Origin of the sequence: Desmonostoc muscorum LEGE 12446, from assembly GCF_015207005.2 — a bacterium.
GTDB lineage: Bacteria > Cyanobacteriota > Cyanobacteriia > Cyanobacteriales > Nostocaceae > Nostoc > Nostoc muscorum.
Map to the genome: position 1 here is coordinate 2994078 of NZ_JADEXS020000001.1, position 25370 is coordinate 3019447.

22 protein-coding genes, 1 tRNA gene and 1 pseudogene are annotated in these 25370 nt (G+C 40.1%); 11 read left to right on the top strand and 13 right to left on the bottom strand.

Annotated elements, in window-relative coordinates; all coding sequences use genetic code 11:
• The first annotated feature begins 576 nt into the window (after positions 1-576).
• Together IQ276_RS12910 and IQ276_RS12915 are read left to right on the top strand one after the other, a co-directional pair.
• Positions 577-1272, top strand: a complete 696-nt coding sequence (locus IQ276_RS12910; protein WP_193921176.1) for an esterase/lipase family protein — start codon at positions 577-579, stop codon at positions 1270-1272.
• Positions 1273-1374: 102 nt separating this feature from the next.
• Positions 1375-1971 carry a cytochrome b N-terminal domain-containing protein gene (locus IQ276_RS12915; RefSeq protein WP_193921174.1) on the top strand — a complete coding sequence of 199 codons (597 nt, stop codon included), beginning with the start codon at positions 1375-1377 and terminating at the stop codon, positions 1969-1971.
• A gap of 87 nt (positions 1972-2058) precedes the next feature.
• Here IQ276_RS12915 and IQ276_RS12920 read toward each other — a convergent pair whose 3' ends face one another.
• The gene (locus IQ276_RS12920) at positions 2059-3978 is read right to left on the bottom strand and encodes a cation:proton antiporter (RefSeq protein WP_221704686.1); all 1920 of its coding nucleotides are present in this window, start codon (positions 3976-3978) and stop codon (positions 2059-2061) included.
• 327 nt (positions 3979-4305) lie between these two features.
• Here IQ276_RS12920 and IQ276_RS12925 point away from each other — a divergent pair.
• Positions 4306-4378 (top strand) — tRNA-Glu (locus IQ276_RS12925).
• A 94-nt stretch (positions 4379-4472) separates the two neighbouring features.
• On the opposite strand, the gene IQ276_RS12930 is transcribed toward IQ276_RS12925, so the two are convergent.
• The 3 genes from IQ276_RS12930 to IQ276_RS12940 all read right to left on the bottom strand — a co-directional run bounded on the left by IQ276_RS12930 (position 4473) and on the right by IQ276_RS12940 (position 8290).
• The gene (locus tag IQ276_RS12930) at positions 4473-5075 is read right to left on the bottom strand and encodes an SRPBCC family protein (protein WP_193916924.1); all 603 of its coding nucleotides are present in this window, start codon (positions 5073-5075) and stop codon (positions 4473-4475) included.
• Positions 5076-5084: 9 nt separating this feature from the next.
• Positions 5085-7103, bottom strand: a complete 2019-nt coding sequence (locus IQ276_RS12935) for a sensor histidine kinase (RefSeq protein ID WP_193916926.1) — start codon at positions 7101-7103, stop codon at positions 5085-5087.
• Between the two features lie 851 nt (positions 7104-7954).
• Complete coding sequence (locus IQ276_RS12940) at positions 7955-8290, bottom strand: ribbon-helix-helix domain-containing protein (RefSeq protein WP_069070862.1); 336 nt, start codon at positions 8288-8290, stop codon at positions 7955-7957.
• A 71-nt stretch (positions 8291-8361) separates the two neighbouring features.
• Between IQ276_RS12940 and IQ276_RS12945 the strand changes: the two genes are divergently transcribed.
• The 8 genes from IQ276_RS12945 (at position 8362) to purT (ending at position 15786) form a co-directional block, all read left to right on the top strand.
• A complete protein-coding gene (locus IQ276_RS12945) occupies positions 8362-8610 on the top strand; it encodes a hypothetical protein (protein ID WP_073644875.1) in 249 nt (82 codons plus the stop codon).
• Between the two features lie 80 nt (positions 8611-8690).
• Positions 8691-8891, top strand: a complete 201-nt coding sequence (locus IQ276_RS12950) for a hypothetical protein (RefSeq protein ID WP_373690508.1) — start codon at positions 8691-8693, stop codon at positions 8889-8891.
• Positions 8892-9044: 153 nt separating this feature from the next.
• On the top strand, positions 9045-9434 hold the full coding sequence (locus IQ276_RS12955) for an alr0857 family protein (RefSeq protein ID WP_193916930.1): 390 nt from the start codon (positions 9045-9047) through the stop codon (positions 9432-9434).
• Between the two features lie 412 nt (positions 9435-9846).
• Positions 9847-10701, top strand: coding sequence for a mechanosensitive ion channel family protein (locus IQ276_RS12960; protein WP_193916932.1), 855 nt, complete (start codon positions 9847-9849; stop codon positions 10699-10701).
• Positions 10702-11033: 332 nt separating this feature from the next.
• Positions 11034-11984 carry an ABC transporter ATP-binding protein gene (locus tag IQ276_RS12965; RefSeq protein ID WP_193916934.1) on the top strand — a complete coding sequence of 317 codons (951 nt, stop codon included), beginning with the start codon at positions 11034-11036 and terminating at the stop codon, positions 11982-11984.
• An 83-nt stretch (positions 11985-12067) separates the two neighbouring features.
• A complete protein-coding gene (locus tag IQ276_RS12970) occupies positions 12068-13831 on the top strand; it encodes an ABC transporter permease (protein WP_193916936.1) in 1764 nt (587 codons plus the stop codon).
• A gap of 243 nt (positions 13832-14074) precedes the next feature.
• On the top strand, positions 14075-14557 hold the full coding sequence (locus tag IQ276_RS12975) for a pentapeptide repeat-containing protein (protein ID WP_193916938.1): 483 nt from the start codon (positions 14075-14077) through the stop codon (positions 14555-14557).
• Positions 14558-14622: 65 nt separating this feature from the next.
• Positions 14623-15786 (top strand): formate-dependent phosphoribosylglycinamide formyltransferase, encoded by a 1164-nt coding sequence (gene purT, locus IQ276_RS12980; RefSeq protein WP_193916940.1) that lies wholly within the window; start codon positions 14623-14625, stop codon positions 15784-15786.
• A 10-nt stretch (positions 15787-15796) separates the two neighbouring features.
• Here the strand turns inward: purT and IQ276_RS12985 are convergent, their stop codons facing one another.
• From IQ276_RS12985 to IQ276_RS13025, 9 genes and pseudogenes are all read right to left on the bottom strand, one after another.
• Positions 15797-16111 carry a hypothetical protein gene (locus tag IQ276_RS12985; protein WP_193916942.1) on the bottom strand — a complete coding sequence of 105 codons (315 nt, stop codon included), beginning with the start codon at positions 16109-16111 and terminating at the stop codon, positions 15797-15799.
• 160 nt (positions 16112-16271) lie between these two features.
• Positions 16272-18467, bottom strand: a complete 2196-nt coding sequence (locus IQ276_RS12990; RefSeq protein ID WP_235115626.1) for a GumC family protein — start codon at positions 18465-18467, stop codon at positions 16272-16274.
• A 234-nt stretch (positions 18468-18701) separates the two neighbouring features.
• Positions 18702-19880, bottom strand: a complete 1179-nt coding sequence (locus IQ276_RS12995; RefSeq protein WP_193919560.1) for a DegT/DnrJ/EryC1/StrS family aminotransferase — start codon at positions 19878-19880, stop codon at positions 18702-18704.
• A 90-nt stretch (positions 19881-19970) separates the two neighbouring features.
• Positions 19971-21044 carry a GNAT family N-acetyltransferase gene (locus IQ276_RS13000; RefSeq protein WP_193919562.1) on the bottom strand — a complete coding sequence of 358 codons (1074 nt, stop codon included), beginning with the start codon at positions 21042-21044 and terminating at the stop codon, positions 19971-19973.
• A gap of 67 nt (positions 21045-21111) precedes the next feature.
• A complete protein-coding gene (locus IQ276_RS13005; protein ID WP_228043245.1) occupies positions 21112-21972 on the bottom strand; it encodes a hypothetical protein in 861 nt (286 codons plus the stop codon).
• A gap of 50 nt (positions 21973-22022) precedes the next feature.
• Positions 22023-22904, bottom strand: coding sequence for a hypothetical protein (locus IQ276_RS13010; RefSeq protein ID WP_228043246.1), 882 nt, complete (start codon positions 22902-22904; stop codon positions 22023-22025).
• Positions 22905-22925: 21 nt separating this feature from the next.
• Positions 22926-23588: a sugar transferase gene (locus tag IQ276_RS13015; RefSeq protein WP_193919564.1), complete on the bottom strand. Its 663-nt coding sequence runs from the start codon at positions 23586-23588 to the stop codon at positions 22926-22928.
• Positions 23589-23746: 158 nt separating this feature from the next.
• Positions 23747-24904 carry a glycosyltransferase family 4 protein gene (locus IQ276_RS13020; RefSeq protein WP_193919566.1) on the bottom strand — a complete coding sequence of 386 codons (1158 nt, stop codon included), beginning with the start codon at positions 24902-24904 and terminating at the stop codon, positions 23747-23749.
• A gap of 6 nt (positions 24905-24910) precedes the next feature.
• A pseudogene (locus tag IQ276_RS13025) lies at positions 24911-25330 on the bottom strand (Rossmann-fold NAD(P)-binding domain-containing protein); the annotation flags it as partial.
• Between the last annotated feature and the right edge of the window lie 40 nt (positions 25331-25370).

Genomic DNA, 25370 nt, shown 5'->3' on the forward strand with positions numbered 1-25370 from the left:
TCTCTTTGATGACTATATTGCAATATATTGCAATAGATGCGTCCCTCTAAGGAAATAATAACTTCCTCAGCTGGCAATCCAGACGCTAAGATTACCATTTCCTCAACTTTTTAATTTCTTAATGATGCTCTCTCATATTTTCAAGTTGCGTTTGCTAAAAAGATGTTTTAACTATTACTACTTTTGATTTTTTATTGTTATAAAGCGCACAATTAAAAATGATATTTCGCTTATTTATGAAGTTTCATATCTCGTAGGAACTTAGACTCAATCAGAACATCTGCTCAGGTTGCCCTGTTATTTCTACTGTTTTTTGCTCCGCAAAACTGACGTAACAAATAGCACACTTAATTCTTATATACTACGCCCTTTGTGACAATATTACCACATCAAGAGACCCTAAAACTGTTGTATATTGTACCATTTTCTTGACATTTTAACCCTAAAACCCATCAATATGTGTTTGGGTTTTGATCCCAAGAGTGAGTCAGAGAATCGCAATTTGAGCTTTTAACTAGTTACTACTTCTTAATTAAAAGATTATAAACCTTCAGTTCTTGCAGCCAGAAATTTTCAATGCCCTTACCAACAGTTATTGTGCCTGGATATCTAGAAAGCGCGATCGCCTATCGCCAACTAGAACAATCTTTACAACAGTTAAATTTTTCCACTATCACAGTACCACTACGGCGGCGTGACTGGCTACCCACTATTGGAGGAAGTCCTGTAACGCGGATTTTGCAACAACTCGATCGCACGGTCAAACAGATATTGCAGCAATATAAAGCTACTCAAATTAACTTAATTGGTCACTCAGCCGGAGGTTGGATATCACGCATCTATATGGGAGAAAAACCCTATTTAGCACGCGGTGATGTCAAGCCATCTCTCTGGGAAGCCCATCCCTTAGTTGCGACTCTCATCACCTTGGGTACACCGCACATCAGCCAAGAACGCTGGACGCGCTCAAATCTGGATTTTGTCACCAATAACTATCCTGGAGCTTTTTACAGCAAGGTTCGTTACGTCTGTGTTGCCGGCAAAACTATCTTTGGACAAAGGCGGCGCGGTAGCTGGTTAGCTTACAGTAGTTACCAATTAACCTGTGGTAAAGGTAACACCTGGGGAGATGGAATTACGCCCATTGAAGCAGCTCACCTCGAAGGCGCAGAAAATCTTGTGATTGAAGGTGTGAAGCATTCTCCCAGAAGCGCCGGAATTTGGTATGGCTCACCAGAACCCTTAAAAGCTTGGGTGGAATATTTGATTTAAAAAACTTTACTTTTATATAAGAAAAGTAAAATTTATTAAAATTTCTTAGCTAAAATAATCGTATAAGAATAAATACCTACTTAAGAACAGGAGAGCTGAGCTATGGAAAGCACCCAGTTCGATAGGATTTTGCGACGAGTAGCGACGATATTATCAGTTGTACTTCTGACTCTGTGCTTAATTTACTTTTCTACCGGAGTTTTGCTTTCTTTTTACTACGAGCCGACAGCAGGCGGTGCCTATAACTCCCTAAAGATGATTAATACCCAACTGCCATATGGTTGGTTGTTTCGGAGAGCGCACGATATTGCTGGTAACGGGTTAATTGCGATCGCTCTCATTCAAATTGTAGTGATGTTTTTGAGTCGGCAATTTCGCAAGAGTTGGCTGACTGCTTGGATTAGCGGCATTTTGTTGACCCTGAGTGCGATCGGGCTAGATTGGACAGCAATGATCCTAGACTGGACTCAGGAAGGATACTGGCGTTTTAGCATTGAGCTAGGAACCATCGAAGCAATTCCGTTTATTGGCGTGCAACTGCGCGACATCCTCACAGGCGGTGGAGCCATCAGCACAGTTACTGTTGAACATCTTTACACAATACACAGTTATCTGATTGCTACGACGACACTAATTCTGGCCATAGTGCATTTATCTGCTTTACTCTGGCAAGAATGGCAAGAGAGTGCTGAGTGCTGAATGGGGCATAGGGCATTGGGCATTGGGCATTGATTATTTCTCCCCCTGCCCCCCTGCCCCCCTGCTCCCTCATCTCCCTCATCTCCCTCATCTCCCAGCACTCTCAGTAGTGGAAAGTTCAGTTAACTGGACAAGGGGTAAGTCTTCAACTTCTGGTAACTTTTCTAGAGACAGGGGAGTGGATTGGGTAGCGCCAGATAAGCGTTTTAAAAGGCTAGGCCTGGGGTCATGCAATAGGTAGATAATGCGATCGCCAATTTCCCACTGTTGGTTAGCTGGGATTACCTGTAAGCGTTCTTCACGTTCTACTAATAGCGGTATTAGTACCCCAGTGCGAATTTTCTCTTGGATGCGATCGTATTGAGTCGAAAATTCCGACTCATTAAGCGTAGTTGTCCCCAGTTTGACTCGTCCATCATTGAGATATTCATTCCAAGTCTTAATGGCTAAATCTGGGATAAAAGCTTGATTAACTTTATTATTGGCTGAGCTACTCGCTTGGGGATCACGTGGAAAAACTGCTAACACACGGGGCGGATTAAACTCCTCAGCTGCCCGTTGAGCCAAAACAAAATTCACCTCGCCGTTACTTGTCATCGCCAAAAAAGTGCCCATAGAGGCAAGTCCAGCTTCTTCCAAAACAGCCGCATCCAAAGCACTACTAGCAATCACCCGAAGATTTTGTGCTTGGGCTTGCAGAAGACATTGGGGGTCAGTATCAATCATCACCACGTTTTCTCCCCGTTCTTGAAAGAACCGGGCAATCAAAAGACTCAAGGGATTACAACCCACAATCACTGCGCCAGTTGCGTCTTTGGAGGTAATTTCCAGGCACTTAGCAACCCAGCCAGCCGTTAGTCCTTGGCAGACAACAGTCATGATAATTGTCAGGAAGACTAGAGCTTTGATGGAGTCACCGCCATTTATACCCCGCTGTGTCAACAAAATCGCAAATAGAGAAGCAACGGAAGCGGAAACAATTCCTCTAGGAGCAACCCAGCTTAAAAACAATTTCTGTCGCCAGTTTAGGTCACTGTTCCAGGTACACAACAGGATATTAATTGGGCGAACGACAAACATTAGTACCAAAACAGTGAATAAACTACCCCAACCCAAAGCGAACACACTGGCAATGGATAGGTCAGCCGCTAATAGGATGAATAATACCGAAACGCTGAGAATTGTCAGCTGACCTTTAAAGCTCCTTAACAAACGTTCTTCTGGCACTGAGGAATTAGCAAATACCGCTCCAGCAACTACTGTTGTCATTACTCCCGATTCACTGCGGATCATTTGCGATAAGGTAAACAGACTCCAAAGTATGGCCAGCACCACTAAGTTTTTGAGCTCGAATGACAGAAAACTGGCGCGTTTGAAAATCCAACTCATCAGATAACCACCAACGCCACCAATTGCCGCACCAACACCCAACCGCATCAGTAAACCGGCGATCGCATTGATTGGATCAGCATCCCCGTTCAAAATCGTATCCAGGACAACGAAGGCCAGGATCGCTCCTACAGGGTCAATTAAAACCCCTTCACCTTCTAAAAGTGTTGCCACCTGCCGGTCTACATTGATTTGTTTGAGTAGGGGGCCAACGACCGTCGGGCCTGTAACCACGACTATAGAAGCATAGAGAAAAGCTATGTTCCAAGGAAATTCACCCAGCCAGTGAGCAGCCATACTCCCACCAAGCAGTGTGATTAGAGTTCCTTGAGTGACGAGCAATTGTAGGCTGACTGAAACTCTGCCTAACTCTCGCAGATCTAAATTCAGTCCACCTTCAAACAAAATGATTGCCGTTGCTAGGGCGACAATAACTTCCAGTCCACTACCAAGTAACTGGGGATGTAACAGTCCTAAGCCATCAGAGCCAAATAGGATGCCCAACAGCAATAACAAGACGATGCTGGGCACCCGGAGGTACGCAGCCAGCACTTGGGCGCTAATGCCCGCTAGCACAGCGATCGCCATCTGGAGAGTGATTTCAAAAGATGCTTCCATGTTGTAGATTTTGAGCCATTTATTTCAAAATCTTTTGTAAAAAAACTGTAGATATTAACTCTACAGGGTACAACATCATACCCTTTCTCCTTTGGGGAATTTTGCGTTTTTTCTATTTAGGCATCCACTAGAATCAAGAGCCCTGGATGTTGAGCTACTCTGCCCAAAGCCGCAGAAGCGTCTACGGACTTTTTTTTGTGTATCCATGTCTGTGTATCCTATTCAAACTTTCGCCTCCACCCAGTTTAGCTGCCACAAACTTTTTTTGGCAAAAACTATTGACATCCCTCAGAAAATTCGTTAATTTATAAAAGGTCTGAGTCCGATGCCCCCATCGTCTAGAGGCCTAGGACACCTCCCTTTCACGGAGGTAACGGGGATTCGAATTCCCCTGGGGGTACTAGAAAGTAGAAGGTAAAAGTATTTCTTTGTAGAAACTTCGCCAGTAGAAACTAACACTCAGAGTTAACTCTGAATGATAGCTTATCTAAGCATCAGCTTTTTTGACTGGCGAGTTCTTCTACACGTTGATAAATAGCCAGAAGATTCAACCGCAGATCTTTACTGAGACGGTTTTCAATGATTGATATTGGCATAGTGAGCTTAGGCCAAACTTGAATTGTGTAGCAAAGATTGGTTCCCATATGTTCACCAAGGGAACAAGGTTCTAAACACCAGCTACCTGAAAAGCCTTTAAAATCTCCTTCTACCATGCGGAAATTAATTTCTTTAGGGAAGTATTCTTCGAGATCCAGAACTACCCGCGCACAAAAGTTGAAATTGAGTAACCGCTGGGAGCCGACTTGTTCGAGTCGAATACCACCGTCAGGATGCTCAATGAGGCGACTTTTGGCTAGGTTGGGGATGAAGTCAGCCAAGGCTTCATAATCTGTCAAAACTTTCCAAATTTGTTCCACTGGTTGGGGGATTCGGAGCTTAGCACTAATTTGCCGCTGTCGCTGTGCTAATTTCTCAACTTGAACTTCTACTTTAGCCAATAAAGCGACTGCATCAGCAGACAAATGGGCTTCTAAATTAGTGTCATCAGTGGAAGACTGGAAATCAAGATTATCTGTTGTGTTGTGTTCTTGAGTCACTTTCGCCAATTATGGTTTGCTTTCGTCAGAAAATTGGGGCAGAGTCAGGGTGAAGCAGATTTCGCTCTGTTGAGAATCCTCTATTGGTAGACTTTCAACTGCGATCGCTCCATTGAGATGCTGCACTAAAGACTTGACTAGAGCAAGTCCCAAGCCAGTTCCTGGAGTCCAGCGTCCTTTTCCGCGACGGAACTTGTCAAAGATGTAGGTCGCTTCTTCTTCAGAAATGGCACGTCCGATGTTCGTCACTTTCATGATAACTCGATCGATTTGTTGATCGACTTGATGAAAGGCGTGTAGGTGAACTATGCTCTCATGCTCTGAGTATTTACAGGCATTGGTGAGCAATTCTTGGAGAATGCGGTCGAAACTTTCTAGTTCAGTTTGCAGTTTTAGCGACTCTTGTGGTAAATCTAAGGAAATTTTTAATCCTTTTTCAGCAAGTTTTTTCTCAAAAGATGCTGAGATATGGTGGATTTTGGTATTTAAATCTATAGTTTCTAATTGCGGAGCTTCGTGAGGCGACTCTAGCTTCTGGAGTGTCAACAAGTCGTTAATTAAGTTAATTTCTTTTGTACATTCCTGTTCTAGGATATCGAGATATCTAACCTGACGCTCTGGGGCTATTCCTGGCAAACGTAAGTTGCGAATTGACATCAGCATGTTTGTCAGGGGATAGCGTAGGCGATCGCTCATATTACTCAAAAATTCATCTTTGAGTTCGTTCAGCTGCCGCAACTGCTCAACATATTGCCGCGTTCTTTCATGCAATTTTGCTTGCAGCTCTAGACTGCTCTGTAGCTTCGCCGTCCGCTCATCTACCAAAGTTTGCACTTGACGCAATGTCTGTGACTGAATAATGGCATTACTCACTTGAGCGCAAACCATTTCCACAAGATTTAATTCTGCTGGTTGCCAACTGCGAGTAAAAGATTGCTGTAATACCAAAAATCCTAAAATTTTACCTTGACTTTCTAAGGGCATTAACAGTACCGCAGGCAATTCCTCTAGTGCAAATAATGGAACAGCAGAGGAGATATCGTTTTGGGCTGTATAATCATCAAAAATTACTGGTCTTCCAGAATCTATGAAGGCACGCTGGCATAAACCACAGTCGGAAAGCAAGAAAGACTGATTTAAGATGTCTGGTTTACTGGTGCGGGAATTTTGTGTTGTCTTTGCCCATTCACCAACTACCGTAGCTTTGGCTTTAGGAACTTGTTTCTTGGCTTGAGTCCTAAATAGTGGATCTGTATATTTCAACAGGATCAGCAAACCCCGATCTGCCTGTAGAGATTCAGCAGTGGAGGCGATAACTAATTGGAGCATTTGATTAAGCTCCAAGTTGCTGCGACTTAATATAGTCAATTGCTTGATCAAGTTTTGATGCTGGTTGGTCTTTTCTAAATACTGTTGTTGACTGGCAATTAGCTGGGCTTGTGCGACTCGAGAAAAGGCGATCGCGCAAGATGATTCGACTTCTTTGAGCAGTTGTTTTTCTGACTCACTCCAATCATAGGGTTGGAATTTAATCAGACAAATCACCCCGTTGTTATTACCACCAAACCGAGTGGGAATTGCCAAAACTGCTTTTATCGGTAGTGGCAGATATTGACAGCCAATTACCAGACTGTTTTGAATAATGGAAATGTCTTCAATAGTCAATGGTTCAGCAGCACATTGCAGCACTGGGGAGTGCATCAGCAACTGTTCCATCGAAAATATCTCTTCTGGGTGTGGTAACCCTAAATATTCATCAGCGCACCAATTAATAGCAGTTGGTTCGTTGGAGACCTCACCTGTTACTGAAACCAAGCAGCAACAATCTACTTGAAAAGTAACTCCTACCAATCGGGCAATATCTTGGAGCATCGATGCCGTTGCCGAGCTATTAGCAATGATTTGGTTAATCTTTTGTACCAACTGGCGGGCAGGTTCATCCTGATGCTGCATCAGCTTGACTTGGTAAGGTTGTAGTCGATCTACGTCATTTAAGTAGTGTGGCGGCGACGATAAAGGCTTTTTCATTCTTGGCACGCCCTTGGATAATAAATCCATTGTTCTTGCACCCAACCTTTTGGCATATTGTTCACCGTTAGTTGTGTTGCGACACCTTGATAATTGACAAATTTTGTATGAATACTTTCTCTCACCTGTTATAGCCCTTTTCTATGTCAGATGGCCAAGTTTCCGAATATATTAAGCAAATTGCTACATGGATACTGAGGTAGTTAAGATATGCTAAATTCCCTGGTCTGCATTATTTTTGCTTTTTATATTGATATGATTAACTAACTTTGACTTAGAATATCCTGTCTGTAAGTATACATAAACCGTAATTTCTCTGGAATCAAACCACGACCCTCAGTAAATTTAACAGTAATTTTACCGAATTAATTTAAAAATTTTTGTAAAATATATTTCTATTTTCCTGTGCCTCACAGGCTACTTTTGGCTGTGTGTTGGTCTCAATCACATCAAAAGCTTAAAGCTTGAAAAAAATAGACATAGAACCTGTCCTAAAGCTCTCATGCTCAATAGAGCGAAGTGCAGTCTAGACGCCAAATGTTAACTTCCAGGAAAAGCTAAGGGCGATCGCTATACTTCGTTTTTTTTCACAGCGATCGAGCAGGCTTTGGAGTAAACTCTCTGTGGATATTAGGCAAGTGTCGCCTTTGGCTTTGGGAATTGTGAAGAAATTATTAATTATTGGCGGTTATCGATTACCAACTTCACAATTATAACTATAAATAAATGCAAATCAATAAACTATAAGTTCTAATAATGAGTTTTACTCATCGGAGGAAATAAAGCTAGATTTTGAATGCAGCCCAATTATTTAGCCAGAATAACCGAGCTGCATTCGCCTGGATATAAGACTATCCAGCCAAACTTTCGACACTCAGAGGAACCATATCGCCATTCCTCGTTAGTCCTAACAACATCGGTTGTTGGGGTTGAATGAGTTGACCTGTGAGTACACAGCGTTCTTCTTGCTGGGCTGTGGCGGCTATGCTAGCCCGAATATCGGCTCGGGAAAATCGCGGCTTCCACTCACCGGATTTTTGCTGGACATAATTCCAAAGGATATCTCGGATCAGAGCTTGATATCCCTGATTGCCGGCGATTTCTTTGAGTTTATCTTTGAGTTCCCGTTCTAGGCGGATGCTGGTAACTTCCATATCGGTGGTTGGGGTGCGAGCGATTGTATGCATGACTTTTTCTCCTTGAGGGTATAGACAGGATAGTAATACAAGTGTAGTATGTTTAAAGGAATGTTCAATAGGTGAAATTTTCTGTGAAATCCATTTACCCCATCTCTACTTCCTTATGCGCTACCAATTGCCGAGCCGATTGGGAATCAGCTGCTGTGGGAGTGGAGTATTTATTTATGGGCGATAGTAGCCGAAATCATGGGCAAATCACAGAGGGTAATCATGAGTTTAGATATCTGAGCATTAGTGGGCTGATTGCGAAACCACAACTAGATGAAGAAAGCGGGGGGTACAGGCGAAGAAATGCTGTACCGATATAAGACCAGAAAAACTTTCGGTCAATTTCCAACCCCCGCTTCAGGCAAACAAGAAGCGGGGGTTTTTTATGAGGAGTAAAGCTGTGACGACTGCAAGGCAAGTGTTAGAGCAATCCGTAGTGATGTTTTATCAGAATTATTTACCACTATGTCGGATCAATATCAAGCGGGCAATTGAATTGTTGGTAACAAAACAAACTGAACCACTGGGTTTTACTACGGAAAGTGAATGGCAAATTCACTCAACCAAGTTGGGAAAGTATATGGAAGATTCCAGCAATTAATTGGCGCTAAGTGTTACCACGAGAGGATCGCAGTTGCTAAGGCTCCGGTATCAGCAAACATCTAACGCTAGATTATCTGATACCGCGATATCGAGGCTCAACAGTTTTGAATAAATGTGCAAGCAAACCTGGAATAACAGGAGAGCATGAGGAATGCTGAAATTAACTTACACTGAAAACAGCTTTTATTTAGAATTTATCACTCAGTCGCTAGAAGAATGGGTAGCGCAGCGAGTGATTTTGGCGCTACGAGTTGGGCAAACTCTCAGCGTTGAACCGAGTACAGCTTCCTTTTTGCTTCCTGTTGATTTACCGGGAGTAGAAGTGCTGAAGGGTGAGGTGAAAAGGGATGACAGAGAAATCATTGCTCTGTGCGTCTGCGATAGCGAATATGTGGAAGTCACCTTGCGGGGTTCTTGGCTATCAGATGGTTCTGAGGATGCTGTGGGTGTGTTTGTCACCACAATGAGCGATCGCGCTGAGTTCTTTTTGCACAAACTTTGGCAGGAAGCTCAAGCCTGTGCTTCTGTAATGAGTGAATAAACAGGGAGTAGGGAGTAGGGAGTAGGCAGGAAGAGAGAAAATACCCTACTCCCTTATGGTTTGAAGCCTCCCCCTAAAAGGTGGAAAAGAAGAGGAAAAATTGTGTGGACAAGCACGCAGTGCCGACACACAATCGGTCAATATCAAATCCCCTGTTTTCTCTCGCTTGGGTTTCCCTACTTCTTCTTCCCTACTCCCTACTCCCTCGTTAACCTTTCTTGTCCGATTTCTATAAGTTTGGGAATTGTTATAAATTGGTAACCTTGGTGTTTGAGTGTGTTGATGATTTGTCGCAGCGCAATCGCCTATTTCGTCAACAGCCAAATAAAAATTAAAAAAAAAGTATTGATACGTGGTTTTGATGCAATTTCTTGTATGTTGATTGTGTTTAAGAATTCACAATCAAAAAAATATGGATTTTAAGCAGATTAGTCAGGTTGCTAGTCAACTTTTAACTCAGTTTGGACTGAAAATTTTAGGTGCGATCGCTCTGTGGCTGATTGCTCAACGCTTGATTGATTTTGGATTGAAGCTACTGCGACGTGCTTTCCGCAGTCAACACGTTGATCCGACACTGATTAACTATCTTCTGAATATCATTGGCGTGACGCTGAGAATTGTTCTAATTGTGGCAATTCTCGGCTTTTTTGGCATTGAAACAACTTCCTTTGCCGCATTGCTAGCAGCAGCGGGTGTAGCAATTGGTGCAGCATGGGGCGGATTACTGGCAAACTTTGCAGCTGGCGCATTTTTAATAGTTTTTCGACCATTCAAAGTTGGTGATTTCATCACAACGGCAGGTGTCACAGGCACTGTTATAGAAATTGGGCTGTTTACAACCAGTATCAATACACCTGATAACGTTTTGACAATTGTCGCAAATAACAAGATATTTGCTGATAATATCCAAAATTATTCTGCCAATCCTTACCGTCGGGTCGATCTGGTGGCTCAACTGCATCAGGATGTGAAACATAACGAAGCGATCGCACTTTTGAAAGCCAAAATTAGCCAAATTCCGAATGTTCTCCAAAATCCAGCACCGGATGTAGAAATTCTGGATTTCAACTTTGCAGGGCCAATACTAGCAGTACGTCCTTATTGCAATAATGACCACTACTGGCAAGTTTACTTCGACGCTAATAAAGCTATCCGTGAAACATTTGGCGAGGCTGGGTATCCTGCTCCCGAATACCGTTATACAGTTAGTGGTTTATCTGGTAATGGAATTAATGCCGTTATCCCACCACTATCGGAAATAACTTGACAGGCAATTTTGGATTTTGGATTTTAGATTTTGGATTGACCCCACGGATAAATCCGGAGGCTTGGGAATTTTGGCTCAAAGGATTTTCCATTGATTCCACTGATAAATCCCCTTGTTCTGTTCCATGAAGGAATCATTGGTCAAGTTTTCATTTGCAAATCTTTGCTAAATAGAAGAATCACAATTAAAAAGTAGTTAGGGTATATGCCTTAACTACTTTTTGATGTCGTAAATTTTCTTTAAAACCAGTTTCAATTTCCGAAACGAGCCTGACAAATGCTGTAGAAACAGGTTAGGTTAACTGTTAATCACAAGCCGCACCCCCAGCAGCGATGGTAAAAGAATTAGCAATTTGCACCCGTGGACTAACTAAGCAATTTGACCGACACGTTGCTGTCAATGATGTTGATTTAGAAATCCAGGCGGGTGAAGTATATGGATTGATTGGGCCGAATGGCGCGGGTAAAACGACTCTCATCCGGATGTTGGCGACTGCTGAGGAACCTACTACGGGTGAGATTTATATTAATGGCGATCGCCTTTTACGTGACAAGAGTAACCCCAAGCTCAAGCGTCGTCTTGGTTACTTACCCGATGACTATCCACTGTATGAAGATTTGACGGTCTGGGATTACTTAGATTATTTTGCGCGTTTGTATCGCTTACGGGAACCGCGCCGCACCCAACGCCTACATGAAGTTTTAGAATTAATCCAACTTGGTAACAAACGCCACAGCCAGATTTCTACTCTCTCACGGGGGATGAAACAGCGTTTGAGTTTAGCGCGAACGATTATCCACGAACCGATTTTACTACTACTAGATGAGCCTGTTTCTGGGCTTGACCCCATTGCGAGAATGCATTTCCGGGAAATCATCAAGGCTTTACGAGAAGCTGGGATGACAATCTTAATTTCCTCCCATGTCCTCAGTGATTTAGCGGAATTGTGTACTTCTGTGGGAATTATGGAACTTGGTTTTTTGGTAGAAAGTACTTCCCTACAGCAACTTTACCAACGTCTTTCACACCAGCAAATTGTGTTATCTACTTTGGGAGAAATGGAGGCACTTTTGAGTGAATTGAAGCATCATCCTTTAGTAGAACAGTGGGAGGTGATACCAGGAAAAAACAGCGTGCGGGTGAATTTTTCGGGGACACAGGAAGAATGTGCTGATTTGTTGCGATCGCTCATTGAAGCAGGCATTCCTCTGAGTGATTTCCACTGCACGCAAGAAGATTTAGAAACTATTTTCTTAAAATTAGGTCACAAACAAGCATCTTAATTCGTCAGACAATTTTAGATTTTGGATTTTGGATTTTGGATTGGTACCACAGATAAGTCTGAATTTTTGGAGATTTTTTTCCTATGATGCTCAATTTGATAGACAAAATCGGCGATGCAAATCCGCAACTATTGCGGGAATTGAAAGGACGCCTGAAATTTTTTAATGTGGCGATCGCTGTTGCAACATCCCTACTACTGCAACTAGTAGTTTTTTTATATCAGTTGCGCGAATTGCCTAATAAATATCCGCTGACTGGCACATACTGCCGTTTAAGTCCAGTATATGAGGGGCAACGAACACGAGCTTACCAGCTATCAGATCAATTTAAAATTGCTGAAATAAATAATTTCCTATCCAAGAATTTCTGCCCGCACAACGAAATTAATTTCCAGTTATGGTGGCGAGATCATTGGGAATATATATTCCTTTCTTTGAGTGTAATTTTTATATTTACACTATTAGTTGCAGGAACTTATTTACTCATTAATGATTTAGCCAAAGAAGAACGTCGCAGTACGCTGAATTTCATTCGTCTGAGTCCCCAATCAGAAACAAGTATATTAACTGGCAAGTTGCTAGGAGTTCCGAGTTTAATTTATCTCGTAGTCTTAGTAGCCCTTCCTTTACATTTGTGGGCTGGACGTTCCGCCAACATAGCTTTGAGTTACATTTTTAGTTACTACGCTATTGTTGTTGGTAGCTGTATTTTCTTCTACAGTGCTGCATTACTCTTTGGATTAGTTACTCGTTGGTTCAGTGGTTTTCAGCCGTGGTTAGGTAGTGGCACTGTTTTATTTTTCTTGTTTATGACGATGATAATGGCGTCGTCTTATAGCAATAGTTTAAATAATTCAGGTGCTTGGTTGAGACTTTTTAATCCTTGGGATGTAACCAATTATCTGTTTCCGAATTTATTCCGTGTATACAATGGCTCTCCTGTGAAAAGCTTGCAGTTTTTCTATATACCATTGGGAACAAATGTTGTCAGCGTTGTTGGCTTCCATTTATTAAATTTTGGATTGTGTAGTTACGGAATTTTCCAAGCACTGAAACGCTGCTTCCGTAATCCTGAAGCCTCAGTAATCAACAAGGGACAAAGTTATTTAGTAGTAGCTTTTTCCCAAGTCATGATGTGGGGATTTACCTTACAAGATTGGACAGAAGTTTACACTTTTAATCAACAAATTGAGCGAAACTTTGCTTTTATTGCATTATACGACTTGATATTGCTTTTCAGTTTGATTGCAATTCTTTCGCCTCACCGTCAAGCTGTACAAGATTGGGCGAGATATCGACATCAAGAAGTTTCTAGGCACAAGAGTATTTGGTGGGATTTAATTTCGAGCGAAAAAAGTCCTGCATTAGTGGCGATCGCCATTAACCTTACAATTGTTAGTATCCCTTGGCTAGTCTGGATTTCACTGACATCTGTTTTAGATACAGGCGGTAGCCTAAGTTGGGCGGATGACACCGTTGACAGGTTGAAATTAATTTTAGCTGTGGCTTTGTCAATCAGCATGATGTTGATTTATGCTAGCGTTGCTCAATTGATACTTTTGCTAAAAACTCCCAAACGTTCTTTCTGGGCAATTGGAACTATCGGTGGAGTAATGTTTTTACCACCGATGATTTTAGAATTTATCGGCATGTCTTCGTGGAAACATCCCACTATATGGCTGTTTTCAACTTTTCCTTGGTCAGCGATACAATACTCTGGAGCGACAACAATTTTTATGGCATTCCTAGCCCAGTTGAGTGTTCTCACATTGTTAAATTTTCAGTTAACAAAACAGGTGAGATTAGCAGGTGAATCTGCGACAAAAGCATTGTTAGCAGGACGGTAGTTCGCTAGTTGAGGCAAAAACAAGAACCCCGATTTATTTCAGAAGTCGGGGTTCTTGTTTTTGCTATATTATTTATTAGTTGCTTACATTGAAAATTATAGGATTTTCAAAAATATTTGCAATCCAATAAATCGGATCTAGTGGTTCACATCTGTACGTGCATATTCATCTATCTTTAGTAGTAAATTTATTGAATAATCTTAAATTTTTATTCAGCATAAATATTACAACAACCTGAAAATTATGCCAGATATTTCTCCTGAAAACCTACGCCATATAGCTATCCAATTTTTAGAACAAAACCCTCCACAACGTCTGCAAATTCTCAAAGAATTGGGCATAGCTCGTTATGAGTGTTTAACTAAAATATGCCTCAATGAAGCAAATATAATTTGTATGATGCGATTTTTAAAATATCCAAATCAGCTAAAATTTCCCAATCTTGAACAAGCGGATTTATCTGGTTTAATTTTAGATGGTTTAAATTTCATCCGAGCAAATTTATCAGCAGCAAATCTGCAAGGCAGTAGTTTAGTTAATGCCGACTTATTGTTTGCAAATTTGACAAAAGCTAATTTAAAAAATGCAGATTTAACAGGTGCAACTTTGAATGAGACTATTTGGTTAGATACCTTAGTAGAACAGTGTCAGCTTGGTGTAGGTATTGGTTTAACTCATCTGCAACGCCGAGATTTACAACTGCGCGGAGCTAAATTTAACTCTTGAAAAAAAGATAATTAAAATACAGAAAGTTATAAAATTATTAGATTGAGATTGAGTTGGATAAATTAATGAGTATTAAGCTGCCCCAAAAATTGATGCTGCTTGGTTCTGGAGAACTAGGCAAAGAATTTACAATCGCTGCTCAGCGTCTTGGTAATTATGTGATTGCTGTTGACCGCTACCCTGATGCTCCAGCGATGCAAGTTGCTGACTCTTTTGAAGTGATTTCTATGCTCAGTTCTGATGATTTAGAAGCTATAGTTAAAAAACATCAACCAGATTTTATTATACCAGAAATTGAAGCAATCAGAACAGAAAAACTGATCGAATTTGAGCAGCGAGGGATTACAGTTATACCGACTGCGGCTGCCACGAACTATACAATGAACCGCGATAGAATTAGGGAATTGGCACATCAACAATTAGGCATCAGAACAGCCAAATATGGTTATGCAGTCAGTCTAAAAGAATTGATTGCTGTTTCTGAGGAAATTGGGTTTCCTAATGTTGTTAAACCTGTGATGTCATCATCTGGAAAAGGTCAGTCTGTAGTGCAGGATAAGACTGAGGTTGAGAAGGCTTGGAATTATGCGATCGCTAATTCTAGAGGTGATAGTCAAAAGGTGATCGTAGAAGAATTTATTAACTTTGAAATTGAGATAACTTTACTAACTATTAAACAGTGGGATGCCCCAACAATTTTCTGTTCTCCTATTGGCCATCGCCAAGAAAGAGGCGATTATCAAGAATCGTGGCAACCCGCAGAAATTTCTGAAGACAAGATATTAAAAGCCCAAGAAATAGCCATAAAAGTCACTGATGCTTTAGGAGGAGCCGGAATTTTTGGTGTTGAGTTTTTCATTACCAAAGATGAAGTAATTTTTTCCGAACTTTCTCCCAGACCCCATGATACAGGGATGGTGACATTAATTTCCCAAAATCTCAACGAATTTGAATTACATCTACGAGCTATTTTAAACTTGCCAATTCCTCATATAGAACAATTAGGAGCATCAGCTAGTGCAGTAATTTTAGCTTCAACAAAATCTGATTCTATTACTTTTGCTGGTGTCGCTGATGCTTTGTTAGAAAAAGACGTAGATATCAGATTATTTGGTAAACCTAATGCCCATCCATATCGGCGAATGGGAGTTGCTTTAGCAAAAGGTGTGAATGTCCAAGATGCTAGAGAAAAAGCTACTAAAGCTGCAAATAAAATTAAAATCATTTAGTTTTGCAATATTAGTAAGTACAGGAATCAAGAATATTCACCACTGCATGAAAGTTTACTCCGAGCATATATTGATTGCTATTGGGTAAATTTTCTAAGCTTAACAAGACTGTTTTTGTACCCTGAAAATCGCTTTTTTGAGGTTGGATTACAATTGCTACCTCATTCACTCCAGCGGGAATGATTGCGAAATTAGCAATTGGTTGATAATCTACTCCAGCCTCAGCTGTTCCCTGGATGCTATACTTCACCGTTAAATCTTGAGTCGTATCACCATTACGAGTAATCACAAACTTGCCAACTTCTCCAAATTGAGATGCATACATTTTTGTAGCCGTAATGTTCACAATGGTCGGGTAGCTGGAGGTAGAGTTTAATTGATTATATTTATTTGTGTTCTGATTGCTCGATATTAAACTCAAGTTAGTTAATAGTTCGTTTTTAATAGAAAATTTATCAAAATTGACAGTGTTATTTAGTTGTGAATTATGAACCAGGCAACTTGATTCTAACACCTGATTTTTGGCTTCGTAATTCTTCATTATTTTCCTCATTTGAGTAGTAATAACTGTAGCGTTCATGCTGGGGAATAACTCCATTTACTACCTGTCCTAAGACATTCTGACCAGATTTTTCTAAAAGTTCTTTTGCAATGGTGGCACTAACACAATCAACTACCCCCGGACGAACGACAAATAACACACCGTCAGCCATTTGTCCTAGAGTAGCAGCATCAGCCGCAACGTTCAATGATGGAGCATCAATAATTACGAAGTCGTAGTAAACAGAAAAAGTTTGAATTAACGCAGCCATTTTTTTTGAGTCAAGGAGAGAACCTGGATTAGGAGGTATAACTCCACAAGTAAGGACATACAAATTATCCATTACTTGTTGGATAGCTGTACTAATTTCAGCTTGTCCAACAATTAAATTGCTCAATCCTTGATTATTAATTAATTCCCAAATTTTATGCTGAACTGGACGGCGCATATCCGCATCTACTAGTAATACTTTGCGCTCCATTTGAGCCATTGTAATCGCTAAATTAGCTGCTACTGTAGATTTGCCTTCTCTGGGTACAGAACTAGTGATAACTATAACTTTTAGTTCCTTATCAGCACTCAGAAATTTGAGATTTGCTCGCAGCATACGGTATGCTTCATTAATAGGCGATCGCGGTGCATCTCGAACCATAAGTCTTTTACTATATAATTCGAGTTCTTCGTTGCCACGAAGAGACTTTTTCGAGTTATTAAAAGCAGGAATAACCCCTAATAAAGTAAATTTCAATAATTCCTTAGCCTGATCGGTAGTCTTAATTGATTTATCTATTTTTTCCAAACCATACACAATCGCCAAAGCTGCTAAAGTAGACAATAAACCTGCACTCAAATACAAAAACATCGGAGAGGAAATTGACTCTTCTGGAACTTCAGCTTCCGATATCATACTTGCATTGCCTAAATTTTGATTTTCTGCTATTCGGCTTTCTTGCAGTTTTTGTAGTAAAAGTGAGTAGGTAGATTGTGCAGCTTGTACTTTACGTTCTAATTGTCGCTGTTGTTGTTCTAATCTTGGCAGATTGTTCAAGCGTTGTTTATAAGCAGCTTGTAACTCAGATAAAGTAGTGATTTGACTTGCTAAACCCAGACGATTTGACTCTAAATCTACAAGTTTTGCAGAAAGTTGCTGTTGTAATTGTCCTAGTTGAAAATTATTATTTAGTTGGGCTGAACTTATGCCTACAACGTTTTTGACCCGTTGTTCTAGTAGCCTATTTAAAGAGCTTAATTTGTATTGCAAATTGATAATTTCCGGATGATTGTCTTGTAAAATAGTCTGCCTAGCCGCCAATTGTGATTCTAGCTGTTGGATTTCTTTGAGAATATCTTGTACCCCTGAAGTTTGACTAAGGGAAGTCATAATTACAGCTTGCTGGGAGTTCATACCCAATTGTTTGCGGATTCCTTGAGTCTGCGCTTCAGCATCAGCAAATCTAGATTGAGCTTCACTAATTTGCTGTTGTAATTCTGTAATGAGTTCTAGTGATTTATTTGCTTCTTCTTGTAAGGACACAATTTTATATTTTTCTTTAAATTGTGCTAGTTCTGCTTCTGCTTGTCGAACGATTAATTCTGCATTTGGCAGTTGTTTTTCTATGAATTTGCGAGCAGTTGTAGCTTGAGTTCTATGAGCAGATATATTGTATTCTAAATAGACATCTATGAGAGTATTAACAACCTGTGCAGCTATTTCTGGGTTTGTATCTTTATAAGAAATACTGAGAACATCGGCTCCTTTAACTTCCTTTATTGTCAGCTGTTGTAGAAATCGTTTAGTTTTTATATGTACATTTTTATCTTTTAAGTTGAGTCTATTTATAGTAGTGTTTATAACTGGGACAGAACGAATAACTTCTGCTTCTGTATTAAGAGGATTATTTTTATTATCAACTAATGGCTCTAATTTACCCATTTCTGTTCCTACTCCTGTTAAAGAAGAAGTAGTGTTTATTCTTTGGAATTTTAGTTTGCCTTCTGCTAAGTAATAAGGCTTTTTGAAAAATGTAGCTACCTGTAAGGTTATGAACACACAGATAAAAACACTTAAAGCAGGAATCCAACGACGTTTTAGGACTTGCCAATAGTTATCAAAATTTGGAGAAGATTCTTGTATTTTCATAAAATAATTGCGAGTTTTTGATAAATGATAATTCAGGAGTTAGGAGTTATGAGTTATGAAAGGCATAAATTTGCTATATTTTTTTCTCACGCAGAGACGCAGAGGCGCAGAGAAGAGAACGCAAAGAAGTAATTTTGCTATAAGTTTATTGAAAAATGCGAAAAGTAAAAGAGAAAAATTTGGTATTTATTTGTAATTGATAATTATTTATCTAGCAGTTTTGCAGAAGTTTTATTAAATTATTGCAAGTGAAGAATTGATAATTTGTTGGTGATTTTTTAGAGTTTGATGATGGACTGTTTCAATTTGATTAATTACTATTTCTAAATCCTCATCTGTGAGATTAGACCCAGAAGGTAAGCAAAGACCGTTTGCAAATAAATCTTCGGATACTACGCCACCAAAACATTCACATTCGGCAAAAATAGGCTGCATGTGCAAAGGTTTCCAGACAGGACGGGATTCAATTTGCTGTTCAAGAAGTGCTAGGCGCAGTTGTTCTCGGTTGGCACCAAAAGCCTCAGAATCTATTGTTATACAGGTCAGCCAGCGAGTAGCATATCCATAATTTGCTTCTGGCATAAATTCTATTCCTGGTAAATTTTTCAAAGCCTGGTAATAAATTTCAAAGTTGCGTCGTCTAGCTGCTACTCGCTGATTTAATACATGCAACTGACCCCGACCAATACCAGCTAAAATGTTACTGAGACGGTAATTATAGCCAATTTCTGAGTGTTGGTAGTGAGGAGCGCGATCGCGTGCTTGGGTTGCTAAAAAATGCGCCTTTTTTACTAATTCTAAATTCTCAGAAACTAACATACCCCCGCCAGAAGTAGTAATAATTTTATTACCATTAAATGAATAAATACCAACGCGGCCAAAAGTTCCCAAACAACGTCCTTTGTAGGTAGCTCCTAAAGCTTCAGCAGCATCTTCAATTAAGGGTATATCGTAATGATTACAAGCCTGCAAAATTGGGTCAATATCTGCACTTTGACCATATAAATGTACAACCACAACTGCTTTAGGTAATTTGCCTTTTTTGGCGCGGCTATCTAGCGCTTCTGCTAGCAATTGGGGATTCATGTTCCATGAAGTGCGATCGCTATCAATAAATACTGGTTTTGCCCCTAAATAAATGATTGGGTTAGCACTAGCAATAAACGTTAAGGTAGAACAAAAAACTTCATCCCCAGCCTCAACACCAACTAATCGTAAAGCTAAATGCAAAGCTGCTGTACCGGAAGTTACAGCAACAGCATAACCAGCATTAGTTACTTGACAAAATTCTTCCTCGAAAGCATCAACATGGGGACCAATAGGAGCAATCCAGTTTGTTTCAAAAGCTTCTTTGACTAATTCTAGTTCGCGATCGCCCATGTGTGGTGTTGAAAGCAGGATTCGTTTATTCATGCACATTGCCTGAATGAGTTTGCTATCGATTGACTTGTATATTTAACAGTTTTCAAATCACAATTTAGTGTGAATACTGTTAGTTTTCACTCAATTAAAAGAACGATACGCAGGAAAAAAATTTGACTCAAGTAAATTTTTGGGCTGGGTTTTTAAAGATTTAGCTCGTAATTCTACTAAAGAATCATATTTTTCTGCGTCTGTAATTAGGCGGAGTGTCAAAAATAGATGTCTTTGTTTAGAAAACCCTGCTTTAAAATTGTAGAGGCTATCTTTAGCTGAGCCAACACCACCACCTAAATGCAAAAATTTATTTCCGCGTTCTTTAGCCCAAAATCGAACGTAATCAAACATTAATTTACTCGGAGCTTGTTTCAAAAACTCGTTTTTTGTTCCTCCAAGGTGGTATTGAACTATTTCACAGCATTCGCTAAATATTCCAGCACAGGCAATTTTATTATCCAATTCTATGAGACATAGGTAAATATTTTTATTTAAATTTGCCAAAGCTTGAAAATAATCATAATCAAAATAAAAATATTCTTTTGCTTCTACGCGGTTCATGGTTTCGTGATATACAATCATAAATTTATCTATATACTCTTCTAATCGAACCATTTTTGCAGTAAATCCATGACGTTTACATCTATTGATATGATTGCGATGCTCTGGTCTAGTTTGATGCCAAATTTCTGATGTTGATAGGCTTAAATCTATCGACACAGTTTCGCCACTTACTTGACACAATCCAAGTGGTAAAACTTGATTTAATCCTTGGTTTAATATTGGATGTAGCCTTAAAAAGGCTGAACAAATTTGGCGATCGCTCAATCCAACTATTAACTGATTTAATGCCAATTCCAAAAACTCTGGCGTATTCGCTGCGGCTTCACTCAATAAAATTCCAGGGTAACCATAAGGAGATACAATATCCCAAATCAATGGAATTTCAATGTGCGTCTCAAATAAATTATTTACACAACGCAATAAATAAGGTAAAAACAATATTTTTTCATTTTCAAATATCAATATAGCTTCGGCAATAGCATTAATTCTTTTTGCTTCCAAATCTACATATTCCGGCAAATGATATATATCATGATTTAATTTATCTAAAATTTGCAGCCACAATGGATCTGACAAACTAACTATTTTATAATCCATTAAGTTCTCCTATATTCAATATTTAATATAATTTCCTTCTTTTTACTGAGCAGTGTTTTTTTGAATATCAATCGTGGCCGGTCAACCGATAGTATTTATGTGGATATTTCCAACGGATAAATTGCTCAACGATGGGATTTATCTGCACTTTGGTAGGGATATATGTGATGGGAAAGCCCATTCCTTCTTTGAATTCAACTATTCCCGGCTTTTCGCGCCAGTGCTGGCCAATCGCAAACTCATAAATTCCATCAGAACGACGGCAAACTTGCACAAACTCAAAAAGCAATATTCTATTCATATTGTTTTTTGATGCCTCAGTGGTGATGTAGAGATCCTCTCCATATGCAGTGCCGTTGATAGCATAGCCGGTGATATAACCACAAAGCTTTGCACCACTAAGTCCTGCGAGAATCAGCCGACGTTTGGGCACAACATAGTCTACAAGATTCACCATATATTTCTCTCTAGAAAGCAATGGTTTCGATCGCGTTCGTGTAGTCGCTGAGAGAAAAACATCATATCCCTGCTCTTGTAGCAGCTGTGTACCAGTTAACTCCACAATGTTAAACAGATGGCGATTTTTGCGGATATTTTGTCTGCTGTTCTTGTTGACGCTATATAAATCGTAGTCTTGAAGATTAGACAATAAATGAATAGGGATTGACCCGTTAGCATTTACCGCGTCATTTTCACACAATGATGCTTGGAATCCCCAGCATAGTTGCATCGGGGGACTTACTTGTTGAACCTGTAAGCGGGCTAACAAATGGATTGGCTGGTAGAAACCAAAATGTCGTTCTTCCCAATAGCACCCACGATGAAAGATAACGTTTGCGCCTTCCTTGCAGCGCCAACTGGCAAATTCTTCTTCGGTCATTGAGGTCAACACTGCTTCGGATACATCTCGCATTTGTTGAAAACTCATACTCCTTTACTTTTCGTATTTTGAGTATTGGTGAAAATCTGGTGCGATGTCTACGACGGGCTACGCCTACGCACCTGACGACCAACCAAGCGATAATATTTATCTGGATATCGCCACTGGATGAATTGCTCAATCATCGGATTCATCTGTACTTTTGCAGGAATATGCTTTATTTGGAAACCCATTCCTTCTTTGAAGACACAGAGTTTTTCATCTTCTCTTGAGTGCAAACCGTTAACAAGTTCACGAATTAACCCAGACCGGCGACAGACTTGTGCAAATTCAAATAGTAATCCGGTACCAATATTAGTAGGCAATGCTTCAGTAGCTATGGTTACTTCATCAATGTAAGCGATACTGTTGACAGCGTGTCCTGTCACATAGCCGAGAAGCTCATCACCATTAAGACCTGCAAGAATCAACTGCCTTTGAGGGACAACATAATCAGCAACTCCCGTCAGATACTCTTTTTTTGAAGGTATCTGACGGTGAGCTGTTCGCTTCAATGCTGATAAAAAGACTTCATATCCCTGCTGCTGCAAAAGTGTGGGTTTATCTAATTGCACGATATTGACTCGCTTATAACACCTTCGCAGATGATTTCGGCGATTTGATGTCAGACTGTGGAAATCATAGTTTTCCAAATTGGGCAACCAATGAATTGGCATTGAAGCGTTAGCCGCTGTTGCGTCAACTTCAGATAATGTTGCTTGAAATCCCCAAGATAGCGGCGTTGGAGAGTTTGCTTCTTGGGCGCTTAAACGTGCTAACCAATGCAACGGCTGATAAAAACCCCGGACTGTTTCCTTCCAGTAGCGATCGCGATGCCGAATCACATGGGTTCCCCGTTTGCGGTACCAATCAGCGCATTCTTCTTCTGTCATGGAGGTTAGCACCGCTGCGGATACATCTCGTATCTGTTGAAGACTCATGCTTTTTCACTTCCTGTACATCTATTGGCGATCGCTTTTAAGTTGACCTGTGAATTCCTCTGATGTAACGTGACCTTCTTGGCTGATACTTTTTCGCTGAATTACTTGCCATACAGTCATGAATAAAATTTTCAAATCAAGCCACAAACTCCAGCGATCGATATACCAAACATCCAACTCGAATTTTTTATGCCAAATTTGATCCAATGTGCGGCGACCATTAACTTGTGCCCAGCCAGTAATACCCGGCTTGACTTCATGACGACGTGCTTGTTGAGGTGTGTAGCGGTCAAGATACTTTACTAATAATGGACGAGGACCAACAAAACTCATGTCTCCTTTCAAGACATTCCAAAGTTGAGGTAATTCATCAAGACTTGTTTGACGCAGGAATTTACCGAAGGCTGTGAGGCGTTTTTCATCAGCAAGAAAATTGCCTTGGGCATCACATTCATTGGTCATCGTGCGGAATTTATAAAAGTTAAAAATCCGAGCATTTTTACCGGGACGAGGTTGGGTAAAAATAACTGGACTACCCATCCGCAAATAAATGGCGATCGCAACACCCACAAATAAAGGACAAAGAAAAATTAAGGCGATCGCTGCCACAACTCTATCCAATATAGATTTAATTAACCTGCTATACCTTTTCCAATCAACACCCTCAAACTTCTCACCATTCATAAATACCCCCTCCACTCTCAAAATCTTTCTCATTCCTCTTCTCTTTGCCTCTGCGTCTCTGCGTGATTTTTTTTACGAACCGCAGAGAACGCAGAGAACACAGAGAGAAATCAAGAGGTTAATAATTCTTTTTAACTAATTGATCGCTGCTTGGATAGTCAATAAATTCCTAACTCTTGATAGTACTTATTAAGCCGTTTAAAAACTAATTTTTCATCATAATCAACTTCGACACGTTCACGGCTAGCTTTACCATAACTTTGTCGCAACTCGTAGTTAGACAATAGTATCCCCAAAGCCTCAGCTAACTTTTCACTATTTTGAGGTGGTACAATTAAACCCGTTTTTCCATGAATTACTGCTTCTCGACAGCCACGAATATCTGTAGCGACAACTGGTAAACCCATTGACATTGCTTCGACAATAGATCGCGGTAATCCTTCATGGGTGAATGTCGGCAAAGTGAAGATATCTAATAAACCTAAAATTTCTGGTATATCTTCACGTTCTCCTGTCAAAATCACATGTTTTTCAAGTCCCAAATCATGAATTTTTTCAATTAGTTGCTTTTGGAAAGGTTCAGGGTCACTACTAAGTTGAGAGCCAATTACTAAAACTTGTAAATTCGGAAAATCAGGCAGTAATTTGGCTGCGGCTTCAATTAAATATCCGCTACCTTTTTTATGAGTTATGCGTCCAATTGTGCCAATAATTAAGTCGGTATTATCGGGTATGCCTAAAGATTTTCGTAATTCAATTTGATGAGTGGAATTGAGGCGCTCGCGTTGGAATCGATTAATATCTACACCGTTACCCAAATAACGCAATTTTTCCGGCGGACACATACCTAATTTTTTAGCCGTGGCAATATCTTCGTAATTTTGGGTAAGAATCAAATCAGTAATGAAAGCAGCAAGTTTCTCAACAGTAAAATAAAAACGATATTCATTAGGTGAGGAGCGATCGTGAAACGGAAAGCCGTGAGCAGTATAGACAATTCTTTTAACACCAGCTAGCTTAGCAGCAATCCGACCTAAGACAGCAGCAATAGGAGTGTGTACGTGAACAAGGTCATACTGATTCTGCCTCATTAATTGTGTCAATTGATAAATGCTTCTCAAATTTCTAACAGGAGAAATCCGGCGATCAATTTCAATTGGATGAATTACATAACCCCGTTGTTGTAGTTTTTCAACATCTAAACCTGGAGAACAAGCTATTTCAACCGATAGATTATGGGACAAAAAATAATCAATTTGAGGTCGTAAAAGCGTCTCAACAGTGCCTCCAATTGCACAAATATGCAGTATTTTCATTATTCCCTACTCCCTACTCCCGACCTTCACCCAGAAATTTTGGGTTGTTGGATTACTAGCTTTTTGATAATAAGAACAATACCAAGCTACAAAACGTTCAATTCCTACTTCAATAGGCGTACTCGGTCTAAAGCCTACATCCTTGACTAAATCATCAACATCGGCATATGTAACGGGGACATCACCAGGTTGCAGAGGTAGCAAATTTTTTTGTGCTTTTATTCCCAAACAATCTTCCAGTACTTCTATAAAGCGCATTAATTCAACTGGTTGATTGTTACCTATGTTGTAAATTTTATAAGCAGCTTTACTCGTTCCTGGGTCGGGTGTATTTGCTGACCAAGCGATATTTGGCTCAGGAATTTTATCCATCACTCGGACAACACCTTCTACAATGTCGTCAATATAGAACCCATTTGACATCTTGTGAGGTTTTGAATTAAGGTACTCCTCAGCATCTAAAATC